Origin of the sequence: Cellulomonas fimi (assembly GCF_012952065.1) — a bacterium.
In the GTDB taxonomy this organism is placed as follows: Bacteria; Actinomycetota; Actinomycetes; order Actinomycetales; family Cellulomonadaceae; genus Pengzhenrongella; species Pengzhenrongella fimi_A.
In genome coordinates, this window is the sequence record NZ_JABCJJ010000023.1 from 26,700 (window position 1) to 40,680 (window position 13,981).

Annotated in this window: 16 protein-coding genes and 4 tRNA genes; 9 read left to right on the forward strand and 11 right to left on the reverse strand. The window is 74.4% G+C overall.

All coding sequences use genetic code 11. The features are described from left to right. Nucleotides 1–12: 12 nt before the first annotated feature. The gene (locus HIR71_RS12835; protein WP_169325472.1) at nucleotides 13–564 is read right to left on the reverse strand and encodes an NUDIX hydrolase family protein; all 552 of its coding nucleotides are present in this window, start codon (nucleotides 562–564) and stop codon (nucleotides 13–15) included. Between the two features lie 153 nt (nucleotides 565–717). On the opposite strand from HIR71_RS12835, the gene trxA reads away from it, so the two are divergent. Further along, on the forward strand, nucleotides 718–1,116 hold the full coding sequence (trxA, locus tag HIR71_RS12840; protein ID WP_169325473.1) for a thioredoxin: 399 nt from the start codon (nucleotides 718–720) through the stop codon (nucleotides 1,114–1,116). A gap of 108 nt (nucleotides 1,117–1,224) precedes the next feature. Here the strand turns inward: trxA and HIR71_RS12845 are convergent. Together HIR71_RS12845 and bcp are read right to left on the reverse strand one after the other, a co-directional pair. Next, nucleotides 1,225–1,305, reverse strand: a tRNA-Leu gene (locus tag HIR71_RS12845). Between the two features lie 65 nt (nucleotides 1,306–1,370). Next, complete coding sequence (gene bcp / locus HIR71_RS12850) at nucleotides 1,371–1,841, reverse strand: thioredoxin-dependent thiol peroxidase (RefSeq protein WP_169325474.1); 471 nt, start codon at nucleotides 1,839–1,841, stop codon at nucleotides 1,371–1,373. An 84-nt stretch (nucleotides 1,842–1,925) separates the two neighbouring features. On the opposite strand from bcp, the gene HIR71_RS12855 reads away from it, so the two are divergent. The 4 genes from HIR71_RS12855 to HIR71_RS12870 all read left to right on the forward strand — a co-directional run bounded on the left by HIR71_RS12855 (nucleotide 1,926) and on the right by HIR71_RS12870 (nucleotide 4,833). Next, nucleotides 1,926–2,300, forward strand: coding sequence for a GroES family chaperonin (locus HIR71_RS12855; RefSeq protein WP_472595100.1), 375 nt, complete (start codon nucleotides 1,926–1,928; stop codon nucleotides 2,298–2,300). A gap of 93 nt (nucleotides 2,301–2,393) precedes the next feature. After that, nucleotides 2,394–2,750: a hypothetical protein gene (locus HIR71_RS12860; protein WP_169325475.1), complete on the forward strand. Its 357-nt coding sequence runs from the start codon at nucleotides 2,394–2,396 to the stop codon at nucleotides 2,748–2,750. Nucleotides 2,751–2,816: 66 nt separating this feature from the next. Beyond that, nucleotides 2,817–2,889 (forward strand) — tRNA-Lys (locus tag HIR71_RS12865). 387 nt (nucleotides 2,890–3,276) lie between these two features. Next, the gene (locus tag HIR71_RS12870; RefSeq protein ID WP_169325476.1) at nucleotides 3,277–4,833 is read left to right on the forward strand and encodes a dihydrolipoyl dehydrogenase family protein; all 1,557 of its coding nucleotides are present in this window, start codon (nucleotides 3,277–3,279) and stop codon (nucleotides 4,831–4,833) included. Between the two features lie 19 nt (nucleotides 4,834–4,852). On the opposite strand, the gene HIR71_RS12875 is transcribed toward HIR71_RS12870, so the two are convergent. The 3 genes from HIR71_RS12875 to HIR71_RS12885 form a co-directional block, all read right to left on the reverse strand. After that, nucleotides 4,853–5,857: a glycine betaine ABC transporter substrate-binding protein gene (locus tag HIR71_RS12875; protein WP_169325477.1), complete on the reverse strand. Its 1,005-nt coding sequence runs from the start codon at nucleotides 5,855–5,857 to the stop codon at nucleotides 4,853–4,855. Nucleotides 5,858–5,966: 109 nt separating this feature from the next. After that, nucleotides 5,967–6,674, reverse strand: a complete 708-nt coding sequence (locus tag HIR71_RS12880; protein WP_169325478.1) for an ABC transporter permease — start codon at nucleotides 6,672–6,674, stop codon at nucleotides 5,967–5,969. Next, entirely contained in the window at nucleotides 6,671–7,357 is a 687-nt protein-coding gene (locus HIR71_RS12885) for an ABC transporter permease (RefSeq protein WP_311836267.1), read from the reverse strand. Before HIR71_RS12885 ends, HIR71_RS12880 begins: the two co-directional genes overlap by 4 nt. A 52-nt stretch (nucleotides 7,358–7,409) precedes the next feature. Here HIR71_RS12885 and HIR71_RS12890 point away from each other — a divergent pair, with 52 nt between their 5' ends. Further along, nucleotides 7,410–8,483: an ABC transporter ATP-binding protein gene (locus tag HIR71_RS12890; RefSeq protein WP_169325480.1), complete on the forward strand. Its 1,074-nt coding sequence runs from the start codon at nucleotides 7,410–7,412 to the stop codon at nucleotides 8,481–8,483. Between the two features lie 9 nt (nucleotides 8,484–8,492). After that, nucleotides 8,493–9,407: an ATP-grasp domain-containing protein gene (locus tag HIR71_RS12895; RefSeq protein WP_169325481.1), complete on the forward strand. Its 915-nt coding sequence runs from the start codon at nucleotides 8,493–8,495 to the stop codon at nucleotides 9,405–9,407. Between the two features lie 86 nt (nucleotides 9,408–9,493). Here HIR71_RS12895 and HIR71_RS12900 read toward each other — a convergent pair. The 4 genes from HIR71_RS12900 to HIR71_RS17540 form a co-directional block, all read right to left on the reverse strand. Next, a tRNA-His gene (locus HIR71_RS12900) sits at nucleotides 9,494–9,566 on the reverse strand. A 72-nt stretch (nucleotides 9,567–9,638) separates the two neighbouring features. Beyond that, nucleotides 9,639–10,292 carry an oligoribonuclease gene (gene orn, locus HIR71_RS12905; protein WP_311836268.1) on the reverse strand — a complete coding sequence of 218 codons (654 nt, stop codon included), beginning with the start codon at nucleotides 10,290–10,292 and terminating at the stop codon, nucleotides 9,639–9,641. Nucleotides 10,293–10,454: 162 nt separating this feature from the next. Continuing rightward, nucleotides 10,455–11,927 (reverse strand): FAD-binding oxidoreductase, encoded by a 1,473-nt coding sequence (locus tag HIR71_RS12910; protein ID WP_169325482.1) that lies wholly within the window; start codon nucleotides 11,925–11,927, stop codon nucleotides 10,455–10,457. A gap of 200 nt (nucleotides 11,928–12,127) precedes the next feature. Then, the gene (locus HIR71_RS17540; RefSeq protein WP_249051852.1) at nucleotides 12,128–12,373 is read right to left on the reverse strand and encodes a hypothetical protein; all 246 of its coding nucleotides are present in this window, start codon (nucleotides 12,371–12,373) and stop codon (nucleotides 12,128–12,130) included. Here HIR71_RS17540 and HIR71_RS17255 point away from each other — a divergent pair. Beyond that, the gene (locus HIR71_RS17255) at nucleotides 12,354–12,851 is read left to right on the forward strand and encodes a phosphatase PAP2 family protein (protein WP_311836270.1); all 498 of its coding nucleotides are present in this window, start codon (nucleotides 12,354–12,356) and stop codon (nucleotides 12,849–12,851) included. The two genes, HIR71_RS17540 and HIR71_RS17255, sit on opposite strands and share 20 nt — an antisense overlap. Here the strand turns inward: HIR71_RS17255 and HIR71_RS12920 are convergent. Further along, nucleotides 12,810–12,885 (reverse strand) — tRNA-Arg (locus HIR71_RS12920). The genes HIR71_RS17255 and HIR71_RS12920 overlap by 42 nt on opposite strands. 92 nt (nucleotides 12,886–12,977) lie before the next feature. Here HIR71_RS12920 and HIR71_RS12925 point away from each other — a divergent pair. Beyond that, nucleotides 12,978–13,981: GTPase (locus HIR71_RS12925; RefSeq protein WP_311836269.1), on the forward strand; the 1,004-nt coding region annotated here is incomplete at its 3' end.

The following is a 13,981-nucleotide window of genomic DNA, read 5'->3' on the forward strand; positions in this document are numbered from 1 at the left end:
CTCCGGCACCTGTCAGTGCAGCCGCCCGACGTGCGCCATCGCCTGGCGCAGCAGGGTGCCCTGGCCGCCGGTCATCTCCATCTGGATCTGCTCGCTCGTGACCTCCTCGGGCGTGAGCCAGGCCAGGTCGAGCGAGTCCTGCTGCGGCGTGCAGTCGCCCGCCACCGGCACCACGTAGGCGAGCGAGACGGCGTGCTGCCGCGGGTCGTGGTACGGCGTCACGCCCGGGGTGGGGAAGTACTCGGCGACCGTGAACGGCTGCGGCGACGACGGGATCTGGGGGAGCGCCACGGGGCCGAGGTCCTTCTCGATGTGCCGGACGAGGGCGTCGCGCACGCGCTCGTGGTACATCACGCGGCCGGAGACGAGCGCCCGCGACATCACGCCCTCGGGCGTCACGCGCAGCAGGAGCCCGACGGCGACGACGTCGCCCGAGTCGTCCACGCGGACCGGCACCGCGTCGACGTACAGGATCGGCAGCGAGGCCCGGGCGGTCGCGATCTCCTGGGCACTGAGCCAGCCTGCGGGCCGCTCGGGACGGGGGAAGTCGGCGGTGTCTGTCACCGTGACGTTCTATCGCGTCGGCGTCCGGGCGGGCGACCCGACGCTCCGGCGTCGCGCGCGGGCGCCGGATCACGGGCCCTCGGCGCCAGGGGCGGGGAATATCCGCACGGCGCGATTTGTCCTACCAGCGGTTGACACGACGACGGGAGAACCATGGCCACGAAGGAACTGACCGAGACCACGATCGAGCAGGCGATCAAGGACAACGAGATCGTCCTGGTCGACTTCTGGGCCGAGTGGTGCGGGCCGTGCAAGCGGTTCGGCCCGGTGTTCGAGGCGTCGTCCGAGACGCACCCCGACGTGCTGCACGCCAAGGTCGACACCGAGGCCGAGCAGGCGCTCGCGGGGGAGCTCGGCATCACGTCCATCCCCACGCTCATGGCGTTCCGCGACGGCATCCTCGTCTTCAACCAGGCCGGAGCGCTGCCGGCGCCGGCCCTCGAGCAGGTGCTGACCGCGGTCAAGGGGCTCGACATGGACGACGTGCGCGCGCAGATCACCGCGCAGCACGCGGGCCACGAGCACGCGGAGGACGGCGCCGCTCAGCACTGAGCACGCCTGCGCAGCCGAGCAGGACAGAACGGCCGAGCGCGACGGACAGTCGCATGACGCCGAACGCGGGTGCCGCCCGACGGGCGGCACCCGCGTTCGGCGTTCCCGTGCGGGAGACGGGACTCGAACCCGCACGCCCGGAGGCACGGCGACCTAAACGCCGCGTGGCTGCCATTTCACCACTCCCGCGCCGACCACCCTTCCACACCGGGCGAGGGTTCGCGCCGCCCTGCCGACCGGGGCAGCCCAGGCGGTCAGGCGATGCGGAGGTCCCGGCGCAGCTTGGCGACGTGGCCGGTCGCCTTGACGTTGTACTGGGCCAGCTCGACCTTGCCCTCCGGGTCGACGACGACGGTCGACCGGATCACCCCCGTGATCGTCTTCCCGTAGATCGTCCGCTCGCCCCAGGCGCCCCACTGCTCGAGGACCTTGTGGTCGACGTCCGAGAGGAGGGGGTACGGGATCTGGTCGCGTGCGACGAACTTCGCCAGGTCCTCGACGGTGTCCGGTGAGATGCCGACCACGCGGTAACCCTGCGAGTTGAGCGCGTCGAGCGAGTTCCGGAAGTCGCACGCCTGCGTGGTGCAGCCCGGGGTCATGGCGGCGGGGTAGAAGTAGACGACGACGTGCCGGCCGCGCAGGTCGGACAGCGTGAGGCTGTCGCCGTCGGCGGTCGGGAGCGTGAAGTCGGGCGCGGGGTCGCCTACGGCGAGACGGGTGGTCATGGCGCCCCAGCGTAGTGATCGGCGCCGCCGCCACGGAACCGTCCCGCGGCACAGGACCCTCCTCGGCCGGGGTACCGTCTGGCCGTGACCTCCGGACCGTCCCCGTCCTCGGCTCCCGAGCCGTTGCCGTCCCCGGCCGCCGAGCCGCCGCCGTCGATCCGGCTGCTGGGCGACCGCCTGCTCGTGCGGCTCGACGGCGAGGCGGCGGAGCGGCGCTCGTCGTCGGGCATCGTCATCCCCGCCACCGCCGTCGTCGGCCGCAAGCTCGCCTGGGCGCACGTCGCCGCCGTCGGGCAGGGTGTGCGCCAGGTCGGGGTCGGTGACCGCGTGCTGTTCGACCCGGACGACCGCGCCGAGGTCGAGCTGACCGGTGTCGTCTACGTGCTCCTGCGCGAGAAGGACGTCCACGGTGTCGCGCGGCCCGAGGCGCAGGGCGAGGGAACCGGCCTCTACCTCTGAGCGTTGACGTGAAGGCCACTCAGGCAGGCGGCGCTCGTTGCGCTCAGACCCCCGGGTGGTGCCATGAGGATCCGAGAGAGGGAGGTGGGCGCCGTGACCGAACCACGCGACGCCGCCCAGCACGACCCCGACGTCGAGCGTGCGACCGAGTGGACGGGGGCGGGCACGGTCGCGGACGCGCCGGAGCCGCCCATCGCCGCCCCGGACGTCATGGAGCTCCTTGCCGAGCACGTGCCGCTCGCGCTGCTCGTCGACCTCGCCGCGCCCGACGGGCCGGTGTCGACCGCGATCCTCGAGACGGAGGGCCTGCCCGAGGACGCCTGGTGGGACGCGCCGGTGGTCGGCCCGGTCGACGACGACCCGTCTGGCGACGGCCCGTCTGGCGACGGTCCGGCCGGCGACGGCCCGGCCGACGCAGCGGGATCCGACGACGGTCCCCTCAGCGCGTGATGTGATCGACGTCCCGCACACCAGGTTCGCATCGGGCGCGGCGGCGGTGGTAGCGTCATGCACCGCGCGCCATTAGCTCAATTGGCAGAGCAGCTGACTCTTAATCAGCGGGTTCGGGGTTCGAGTCCCTGATGGCGCACCCTCACCGCAGGCCAGCGACTCGTCACGGTCGCTGGCCTGTCGCATGTCCGATGCCCGGATCGACGTGCGGCGGTGCCGAACGCCCTCACGCGCTCATCTCCCCGGACCTCGATCGGGAAGACCACGTAGCCGTTCTCGGCGATCTCGTCCCAGTGCAGAAGGACCCCGGCCGCGCTCTCCGTGGTCGGCTCGCCGGCAGGAACCGGAATGGCGACTCGTGGAGCCTCGGGGACGACCAGCCCGTGCTCGACAGCGGGCTCGGCGGGAACGTGTGCCCCCGCGGGAGCGAGCCGGCCGGGGTCGACCATCCGCTCCGCGCGCCAGGTGCTGTCGGGTGCGCCGCGGGTCACGATGGGGTGACCGCCGTGCGAGCCGAGGAGCGTCCATGACCACCACCGAGCCGGGAACCACCACCGAGCCGGGCACCACCACCGAGCCGGAGACCGGCACCGAGCCCAAGACCGGGACGGCGACCGGGGCCGGGCCGCTGACCTACGACGTCGTCGTCGTGGGCGCCGGCGCTGTCGGCGAGAACGCTGCGGACCGCGCGGGACGGACCGGGCTGAGCGTCGCCGTCGTCGAGTCCGAGCTCGTGGGTGGCGAGTGCTCGTACTGGGCGTGCATGCCGTCCAAGGCGCTGCTGCGCGCGGGTGCCGTCGTGGAGGCAGCGCGCGCGGTGCAGGGTGCCGCGGCCGCCGTGACGGGACCGGTCGACCGCGACGGCGTCCTCGCGCGCCGGGACTCGTTCACCCACGACTGGGACGACGCGAGCCAGGTCGAGTGGCTCGACAGCGTGGGGATCGCCCTCGTCCGCGGCAGCGCGCGGTTCACCGGACCTCGTCGGCTCGAGGTGACCGACGACGACGTCGGCACCCGCGTGCTCGTCGCGCGCCGCGCCGTCGTGGTCGCGACGGGCAGCGAGCCCGTGGTGCCCGACGTCGCCGGGCTGGCCGAGTCGGCACCGTGGACCAGCCGCGAGGCGACCTCGGTCCAGGACGTGCCCGCCTCGCTCGCGATCATCGGTGGCGGCGTGGTCGCCGTCGAGATGGCGACCGCGTTCGCCGACCTCGGGGCACGCGTGACCGTGCTGGTGCGGGGCGACCGCCTGCTCGCCGGCACGGAGCCGTTCGCGGGCGGGGCCGTCGCGGAGTCGCTCGTGCGGCGCGGCGTGGAGCTCCGGTTCGGGACCGAGGCGACCCGCGTCGTCCGCGACGACCACGGCGTCCACCTGACCCTGACCCGCGGCGACCCGCTGCACGCGGCGGAGGTGCTGGTCGCCACGGGTCGGCGGCCGCGGACCGGTGACCTGGGCCTCGAGACGATCGGGCTGACGCCGGGTGAACCGCTCCGCGTCGACGACCAGCTGCGCGTCGAGGCGGTCGCGGACGGGTGGCTCTACGCGGTCGGTGACGTGACGGGCCGCGTCGCGACGACGCACCAGGGCAAGTACGACGCCCGTGTCGCGGGTGACGTCGTCGCCGCCCGCTTCGCGCCGGCGGGCTCGGCGCAGGGTCCCGCCGTCGACGCCGAGAGAGACGTCGAGGGGGCGGGGCAGTGGTCGCGGTACCGCGCCACGGCCGACCACGCGGCGGTACCACAGGTCGTGTTCACGCGGCCCGAGGTGGCGACGGTCGGGCTCACGGAGGCCGCGGCGCGCGAGGCCGGCCACGCGGTGCGCACGGTCGAGGTGGACCTGAGCCAGGTGGCCGGCGCCTCGGTCGCGGCGGACGACTACCGCGGCACGGCTCTCCTCGTGGTGGACGAGGACCGTGAGGTGCTGCTCGGGGCCACGTTCGTGGGACCGGACGTCGCCGAGCTCCTGCACGCGGCGACCGTCGCCGTGGTCGGGGAGGTGCCGCTGCACCGCCTGTGGCACGCGGTCCCCGCGTACCCGACGGTGAGCGAGGTGTGGCTGCGGCTTCTCGAGGGCTACGGGCTGTGACCGCCGGGGCCGCCGGGCGTCAGCTCGTCGCGAGCACGGCGTCCGACGAGAACACGAGGCCGAGCGTGATCTTGCCCTGCTGAAGCGCTGTCTTCGTGAGCGGTCCGCCGGCGTCGAGCGACGTGAACTGCGCGATGTCGAGCCCGTAGGTCTCCTCGAGGCCCGGCTGGCAGAACGGACGCTCGGGGCACTCGGGCGGACCGCCGAGCAGCAGGCCACCGCACGCTTCGCCGAGGTCGCTGAGCGTCGTCAGATCGTGCTCCTCGGCGAACTCGACCGTGACCGCGAAGGCGTTCTGGTCCTGGGCCGCAGCGGGCTCACCGAACGTGAGCCCGACGCCCTCGCCCAGCCGGCGCAGCTCCGTCATCGTCTCGTCCAGGTCGGAGCTCGCGACCGGCGGCGCGTCCGCGCCGTTCGCGCTCTTGTTGAGGAACTCGGTCAGGGTGCCGACGTACTCGGGCACGACCGTGAGCTGCCCGGACTGGAGGGCCGGCGCGTAGGTCTCGCGGTTGCCGATCGTCTGCGTGCTCGCGGCATAGCCGGCGGAGCGCAGGACCCCGGCGTAGATCTCCGCGAGAGTCGCGCTCTCCGAGAAGTTCCCGGCGCCCACCACGACAGGCTTGCCCGCCCCGACCATGTCCTGCGCGTCGAGCCCGTTCGACTCGAGGTACTCCGCGGCGACCTGCGTGGAGGTCTGGCGATCGACGTCCACGGCCTTGTTGAGGGCGATCAGCGTCTCGGTGTCGAGCGTCGCCGACACGGCGTCGAGCAGGGACACGATCGTCGTGTCGCCCGCGACCACGGCGGCGTTGATCGCGGGCACGATGTTGTCGACCGTCTGCAGGCCCTGGTCGTCCTCGAGCACGACCAGCCGGTCGCCCGGGATCGGCTCGCACGTCGCGGGGGCCCCGTCGGCCGCGGCCGACGTGGGGTCGGAGGCCCCGGACGAGCCGGCCTGGCCGCAGCCCGCGGTGAGCAGCAGGAGCACGAGGGAACCGCCGAGCACCGATCGACGTGAGCGCATGGATGTGACCCCCTGGGTAGCGGTGCCGCGAGTGCAGCGCCGCAGCCATTCGACCCCGCGCGACCCGACCTCGGCAACCGGAGCTCGCACCCGGCCGGTCACATTCCGGTCACGATCCGGTCGAGGCGCGGAGCGGGCCGGGCCTGCGGGTGCGCATCGCCCGTGGTGTGAGCCGACGCTGCGCGAGCGCGAGGACGCCCTCCGCGAGGAGGCACAGCCCTGCGACCAGGATGCCGCCGGCGAGGACCTCGCCGAACCGCCGCGTGGCGAGGCCGGTGATGATGATGGGACCCAGTCCGCCGCCCCCCACGAGCGCCGCGAGGGGCACGGTCGCGATGACCTGGACGGTGGCGGTGCGCACGCCGGCGGCGATCAGGGGCAGGGCGAGCGGCAGCTCGACGAGTGCGAGCGACCGCGGGCGCGACATGCCCATCCCGCGGGCGGCGTCGCGGACACCGCGGTCGACGTCCCGCAGACCCGCGTACGTGCTGCTCAGCATCGGCGGCACCGCGAAGATCGCGGCCGCCAGCACCGTGGGCCGGTTCCCGAAACCGATCGAGGTGGACGCGAACAGGAGCAGGAGCGCGAACGTCGGCAGGGCCCGCGACGTGTTGGCGAGCGCGACCGTCGCGGCTCCGCCGCCCCGCCGTTGGCCGAGCCAGACGCCGACCGGGAGCGCGACGGCCGCCGCGAGCAGCACGGCGAGCACCGACATGCCGAGGTGCTCGAGCGTGAGGGCGGTGATGCCCTGCGGCCCGCGCCAGTTGAGCGGGTCGTTGAGCCAGACGAACGCGTCGCCGACGATGGACGTGCTCATGATCGCCGGCCCGCCGCCCACGGCGTCGCGAGCCTCCCGGCGAGCGCCAGCAGCAGGTCCGCGGCGAACGCGATGACGAGGCACAGCACGGTCGCGGTCACGATCTCGGCGCGGTAGGCGCTGTTGAACCCGCGGTACATGAGCTGGCCGAGCCCGCCGTAGCCGACGACGACGCCGATGGTGACCAGGGCGACGGTCGTCACCGTCGCGAGCCGCAGGCCGACGACCACGGACGGCAGCGCGTTCGGGAGCTCGACCGTCACCAGCATGCGCATCCGGCCGTAGCCGAGCCCGCGGGCGGCGTCGACCACCCCGGGATCCACGCCCTCGAGCCCCACGAGGACGTGGCGGACCAGCACGAGCAGCGCGTACCCGACGAGCCCGATCAGCACCGTGGTGCGGCCGATGCCGGTGAACGGCGCGAGGATCGCGAACAGCGCGACCGACGGCACGGTGTAGAGGACGCCCGAGACCCCCAGGACGGCGGCGGCGAGCCGCGGGCGGCCGTGCACCAGCGCCGCGAGCGGTAGTGCGACGGCGAACGCGACGAGCACCGCCTGGACGGTCAGCGTGAGGTGCTGCCCCAACGCCTCCGCGATGTCCGCCCGGTTGGCCTCGACGTAGCTCCAGGAGAACCACGGGTTGGCGACGGGCGGCGCCTCGGCCCACGATCTCGCGTCCACCGCCCGGAGGTTACTCGGCGCGCGGCCGGTCGGCGCGGGTAGCGTGCCGCGCATGACGACCGACGCAGGCCCGAGGCGCGAACCGACGGGTGACCCGGTCATCCGGTTCGAGGCCGCGCGCAAGGAGTACCCCGACGGCACCGTCGCCGTCGAGGGACTCGACCTCGACGTCCGCGAGCACGAGCTGCTCGCCCTGGTGGGCCCCTCCGGGTGCGGCAAGTCGACCATCCTGCGGATGGCTAACCGCCTCGTCGAGCTGACCTCGGGCCGAGTGCTCGTCGAGGGGACCGACGTCGCGCAGGTCGACCCGGTGCGGCTGCGGCGCCGGATCGGCTACGTCATCCAGGACGTCGGGCTGTTCCCGCACCGCACGGTCGCGCAGAACATCGGGACCGTCCCCGCGCTCCTGGGCTGGGACGCCCGGCGGACCCGCAGCCGCACGGCCGAGCTGCTCGAGCTCGTCGGCCTCGAGCCGGGCACGTACGCGCGCCGTTACCCCCACCAGCTCTCGGGGGGCGAACGGCAGCGCGTCGGGGTGGCCCGCGCACTCGCCGTCGACCCGCCGGTGCTGCTCATGGACGAGCCGTTCGGAGCCGTGGACCCCGAGGGCAGGCGCCGGCTCCAGCAGGAGTTCTGGCGCATCCAGCGCGAGCTCGGGACCACGGTCATGCTCGTCACGCACGACATCGACGAGGCGGTGCGGCTCGGCGACCGGATCGCGGTGCTCAGCCGGGGCGGCCACCTCGAGCAGCTCTCCGACGCCGTCGAGCTGCTCGCGCGGCCCGCGCCCGGGATGGTCACGGACTTCGTCGGCTCCGGACGGGCGGTCCGGCTGCTCGGCATCGGGCGTGTGACGCCGGCCGACCTCGCCCCGAGCGACGAGCAGAGGCCCGGGGCGCTGCACGTCGGCGCGCGGCTCGACGACGCGCTCGCGGCCCTCGCGTCGTCGGGCGGCGAGGCGGTCCCGGTGACGGGCGACGGGGGCGTCGTCGTCGGCCGCCTCACGTCCCAGGGCCTCCTCGCGGCGCTGGCACGCATGGTGGAGGAGAGCGGGGACGACGCCGGGGACCGCGGTGCGGGCGCCGAGGTCGACGGCCCGCGCGGGAACGGTCAGGTCGCTCGATAGCCTGAGGCCATGACCCCACCGCGCGTCGCCCTGGCCACCTGCTCCGCCTTCCCGGAGATGGAGGCCGACGAGGCGCCGCTGATCCCCGCGCTCGGCGAACGTGGCGTCGAGGCGGTCCCCGCGGTCTGGGACGACCCGGAGGTCGACTGGAGCGCGTTCGACCTCGTGGTCGTGCGGAGCACCTGGGACTACACCCCGCGGCACGAGGAGTTCCTGGCCTGGGCGTCGGGCGTCCCGCGCCTCGCGAACCCGGCGGAGGTGCTCGCCTGGAACACCGACAAGTCCTACCTGCGGGACCTCGAGCAGGCCGGTCTCCCGGTGGTCCCCACGATCTGGCTGGACCCCGCGCGCAACCTCACGTCGCGTGCGGTCCACACCCGGTTCCCCGCGAGCGGGGAGTTCGTCGTCAAGCCGACCGTGAGCGCGGGCGCCCAGGACACGGGCCGCTACCAGTCCAACGAGGCGCACCAGCGCGGGATGGCGATCGTCCACGCGCGCGACCTGCTCCGTGCGGGCCGCCACGTGATGGTCCAGCCGTACCTCGAGCGTGTCGACACGGTGGGCGAGACGGCGCTGGTGTACCTCGACGGGAAGTTCAGCCACGCGGTGCGCAAGGGTGCCCTGCTCCAGGGCCCGTACCGCGGGGTCGAGGGGCTCTTCAAGCCCGAGGACATGACGGCACGCGAGGCGACGCCGCAGGAGCGCGCGCTCGCCGACCGCATCATGGCCGCCGTCCCGTCCGTCGTGCCGGGTGCGGCCGACCGGCCGTTGCTCTACGCGCGCGTCGACCTGCTCCCCGACGCCGACGGCAACCCGATGCTGCTCGAGCTCGAGCTGACCGAGCCCTCGCTGTTCCTCGGCCTGGACGACGGCGCCCTCGACCGGGCCGCGGACGCGATCGCCGCGCGCGTGGCCTTCGCCTGAGCGCGGCTCGCCCCGGTCGCCGGTCGTCGCTCCCGAGCGAGAAGCCGAACGGCGCCCGGCTCGATGAGCCGGGCGCCGTTCCCACGGGTGGCTAACGGGACTTGAACCCGCGACCCCCTGGACCACAACCAGGTGCTCTACCACCTGAGCTATAGCCACCGTGCCCCCGGCGCGCGTGCGCCGGGGCCGACGAAAGTGTACCGGGTGCGTGGGGGTGCTCGTGGGCCCTGCTCAGGCGCTCGGCACGGCTCGCGTGACCGACGTCGCGACGACCTGGGCCGCGATGGCCTTCGCGGTCCTGGAGTCGGGGCCGGGCTGCGGGACGAGCAGCGCGGCGCGGTAGTAGCGCAGCTCGTCGATGCTCTCGAGGATGTCGGCGAGCGCCCGGTGACCGCCGTTCTTGGCGGGGGACGCGAAGTACACGCGCGGGTACCACCGGCGCGCGAGCTCCTTGACCGACGACACGTCGATGACGCGGTAGTGCAGGTGGCCGACCAGCTCGGGCATGTCGCGCTCGAGGAAGGCCTTGTCCGTCCCGACCGAGTTGCCCGCGAGCGGGGCCTTGCCCGCCTCGGGCACCCAGTGGCGCAGGTACTCCAGCACCGCTGCCTGCGCCTCCTCGAGGGTCACCCCACCCTCCAGCCGCTCGAGCAGACCTGAGGTGGTGTGCATGGTGCGGACGAAGTCGTTCATCTGCTCGAGCGCCTCGGCCGGCGGCCGGACGACGACGTCGACGCCGTCCCCGAGCACGTTCAGCTCGGAGTCGGTGACGACCACGGCGACCTCGACGAGCGCATCCGCACCCAGGTCGAGGCCGGTCATCTCGCAGTCGATCCAGACGATGCGGTCGCCGCTCGCCCCGGCGATGGTGCTGTTGTCGCTCACCGCACCAGCCTACGGCGCCGCCGGTGCGCCCCCCGGGCGGACGGCGAGGCGCGCCGGACCGCAGCGGTCCGGCGCGCCTCGTCGGTGCTCAGCGGATCGCCAGAGGGAACTACGTGGACCGGTTGGAGAGCACGTCATTTTTCGTCCCCCGGCGCCGTGGCCTCAGCGGGCGCCGGTGTCACCGCGCGTGTCGCGGGTGCCGACCGGGTGGTTGGCGAGCAGGCGCCCGGTCGGGTCGACCGAGGCGCGGACGGCCTGGAGCCGTCGGTACGCCGCGGGGGCGTACCCCGTGGACGCGTCCACGCGGCTCTCGGCGAAGTTGAGGTACTGCCGGCCGTTGGCCCACGGCTCGAGCGCCGCGACGACGTCGGCGGCCTGGTGACCCATCGCGGCGCCCATCTCGGGCGTCGCCGCCAGGCCGCCGGCGAAGAGCACGAAGGCGCCGTCGAGGTGGTCCAGGGCGCTGCCGCCGGCGTCGGGCCGGCCGAGCGCCCCGCCGAGCTGACGCAGCTCGACCATGGTGAGCCCCGACGTCGAGCCCGGACCCGCCACCGCCAGCAGCATGCTCTGGGCCGCGGCGGGGAGCTCGGCGAGGACCGACGTGTCGGCGACGGCCGGCGTCGGGCCCTCGGGGTCCAGGTGCAGCCGCACGAGCGACGCGGCCGGGACGCGCGCGAACGTGTCGATCTCGGGGGCGAGCCCGCGGAGGTCGGCGATCACGTCCGCGCACGCCGCGTCGTCGTCCCCGAGCACGGCGCCGTCGACGATGACGAGGCGACGGCCCCGGAACGGCTCCGGGATGTCGGGCAGCGGCGGGATCTGCATGAGGCGGAACGACGTCGTGACGGCGTCGGGGGCGTCTGCGGTCCAGGCGACCCAGCGCTCGAGCACCTCGGGTGCACGCTCCCAGCCCCACACGAGCATGCCCGCGTAGGCGTCGGGGATCGCAAAGAGCTCGAACTCGAGGCCGACGACGACGCCGACGTTGCCACCACCGCCGCGCAGCGCCCAGAGCAGGTCCGGCTCGTGGTCGGCGTCCACGTGGACGGTCGAGCCGTCCGCGAGGACGAGGTCGGCCGCCGTGACGTGGTGCGCGGCGAGGCCGTGGGTCCGCGCGTACCACCCCATGCCGCCGCCGAGGGTGTAGCCCACGACGCCGACGTCGGGCGACGAGCCGTGCAGGGCCGCGAGCCCGTGCTCCGCGGCCGTCCCCACGACGTCGGACCACAGCGCCCCGGCCTCGACGCGCGCCCGACGCGCCGTCGCGTCGATCTCGACGCCCCGCATCAGGGACGTGCGAAGGAGCACCACGTCCCCGAGCGGACCCAGCGGGCCGGCGTTGTGGCCCGTGCCCTGAGGCGCGACACGCAGCCCGGCCGCCGCGGCGGCGCGGACCACGTCGGCGACCTCGGCCGCGTCGCGCGGGAGGGCGACCGCGGCGGGACGCTGGTCGACGGCGAGGTTCCAGGGCGTGCGCGCGTCGTCGTAGCCGGGATCGCCCGGAAGGTGGAGCGGCGCGCCGGTGAGCGTCCGCAGGGTGCGCGCGCGGTCGAGGGCGACCGGCGGGGTGGCGACGGGGTGGGTGGCGACGGGGTGGGTGGCGACGGCGGGCGTGGTGCGGGTGTCCGTGCTCATCGGGGTGCTCCTGAGTGGGGTGCGGCTGGTGGTCGTGGAGGCGCGCGGGTGCGGCGCTCGACCGCGGGATCGAGGCGGAGGAGTCGGGGTGCGTCCCGCAGATACGTCGGCGGCGGGCGACGGCGGCGAACCGCCGGTAGCGTCGCGGGGATGACGACCGGTCACACCCCGGGGCCCCTCGGGGTCCGTGTCCGCGAGCTCTACCGGAGCAGCCCGATGCTGTGGGTGGTCGTCCCGGGACTGGTGCTCGTCGTCGTCGGCGTGGCGGCCTTCGCGGGACTGCTCGACGCGGTGCAGGAGCGCGACGACATCACGGTGTTCGACCGTCCCGTCCTCGCCTGGCTCGTGAGCGTCCGGGGCGACACCGCCACCGCGGTGCTGAGCGCCGTCACGCTGGTGTCGGGGCCGGTGGTGCTGCCGATCCTCGTGGCGGCGGGCTGCCTCACCTGGGGTCTCGTACGGCGCGAGTGGTGGCGTCCGCTGCTGCTGGTCGCCGCGATGGTCGGCTCGACCCTGCTGTCGCTCGCGATCAAGGGCCTCGTGGCGCGGCCCCGCCCGCCGCTCGACACGATGGACGTCCCCGGTTCGGAGACGACGCAGTCGTTCCCGTCCGGCCACACGATCGGGGCCGCGACGCTGCTGCTCGTCGCGGGCTACCTGGTGGCCAGCCGGCGGCTCACGGCACGGGCGTTCGTGGTGTGGATCGTGGCCGCGGTCGTCGGCATCGGCGCGGTCGGGCTCAGCCGGCTGTACCTCGGCTACCACTTCCTCACCGACGTGCTCGGTGCCGTGGCGCTCGCGGTCGCCGTCCTCGGGATCGTCACCGTCGTGGACCGGCTCCACGTGCTGCGGGGGCTGCCGCCGGGGGAGCCCCCGCCGCGCTGGCGCCCCCGGCAGGACTCGAACCTGCAACCTACGGATTAGAAGGCCGTTGCTCTATCCATTGAGCTACGGGGGCTGGGTGTCCCACAGTAGACGGACAGGTGGACGGACCGTATCCGCACGGCGCGGACGTTTGGCCTGTTCACGGGCGTCGGCCAGGATGGGACCGTGAGCGTCCACCTGGAGCCCGACGTCGCGGACGCGGCCGTCGAGCCGCCCACCGTGACGCTGTCGCTGCTGGACGCCGTCCGTGACCTGCGCCGCGACGTCGACGCCACGCGCTTCCCGCTCGACATCCCGGGGGTCGCGGCTGCCCGCGCGTCCCGGACCCGCCTGCTCGACCAGCTGAACGACCACCTGCTGCCGCGCCTCGAGGAGCTCTCGACGCCGGCGGTCGTCGTGCTCGCGGGGTCGACCGGGGCGGGCAAGTCGACGCTGCTCAACTCGCTGCTCGGCGAGGAGGTCTCCGAAGCCGGCGTGCTCCGCCCCACGACGCGCCGCCCGGTCCTCGCGCACCACCCCGACGACGGCGAGCTGCTCGCGAAGCACCCCGTCCTCGAGGCGGTCCGGGTGGTGGTCCACGAGAAGGTGCCGCGCGGGATCGCGCTCCTCGACGCCCCCGACCTCGACTCGGTGCTCGACTCCAACCGCGCCGCGGCCCACCGGCTCCTCGAGGCCGCCGACCTGTGGCTCTTCGTCACGACCGCCGCGCGGTACGGGGACGCGCTGCCGTGGCGCGTGCTCGGCGACGCGATGGAGCGCGGGGCCTCGGTGGCGATGGTGCTCAACCGCGTGCCCCGTGACTCCCTGCCCACGGTGCGCGGCGACCTGCTCCAGCGGCTGCGGGACCGGGGGATGCAGGGCGTCCCCCTGTTCGTCGTGCCCGACGTCGGGCCGCACGAGGGTCTGCTCGACGTCGGGACGGTCGCGCCGATCAACCGGTGGCTCGCGATGCTCGCCGGGCCGGACCGTGCCCGGACGGTCATCGCGCGCACGCTGCGCGGTTCGCTCGCGGCGCTGCGGCCGTGGGTCGACGCGCTCGCGGACGCCGTGCAGGAGCAGGTCGACGCCGCGGCCGAGCTGCGGGCCGAGGTCGAGCGCGTGCTCGCGGCGCCCGCCGCGGCTGCGCGCCGTGCCGTGGCCGCGGGCTCGGTCGTCGACGGCGCGGTCCG

Bases quoted from the DNA above. Each gene is read 5' to 3' on its own strand.
- trxA (WP_169325473.1), top strand. From the start codon at position 718: ATGGCCACGAAGGAACTGACCGAGACCACGATCGAGCAGGCGATCAAG.
- bcp (WP_169325474.1), bottom strand. From the start codon at position 1,841: ATGACCACCCGTCTCGCCGTAGGCGACCCCGCGCCCGACTTCACGCTC.
- HIR71_RS12870 (WP_169325476.1), top strand. From the start codon at position 3,277: ATGACCACCACCGAGCCGGGAACCACCACCGAGCCGGGCACCACCACC.
- HIR71_RS12875 (WP_169325477.1), bottom strand. From the start codon at position 5,857: ATGCGCTCACGTCGATCGGTGCTCGGCGGTTCCCTCGTGCTCCTGCTG.
- HIR71_RS12880 (WP_169325478.1), bottom strand. From the start codon at position 6,674: ATGAGCACGTCCATCGTCGGCGACGCGTTCGTCTGGCTCAACGACCCG.
- HIR71_RS12890 (WP_169325480.1), top strand. From the start codon at position 7,410: ATGACGACCGACGCAGGCCCGAGGCGCGAACCGACGGGTGACCCGGTC.
- HIR71_RS12895 (WP_169325481.1), top strand. From the start codon at position 8,493: ATGACCCCACCGCGCGTCGCCCTGGCCACCTGCTCCGCCTTCCCGGAG.
- HIR71_RS12910 (WP_169325482.1), bottom strand. From the start codon at position 11,927: ATGAGCACGGACACCCGCACCACGCCCGCCGTCGCCACCCACCCCGTC.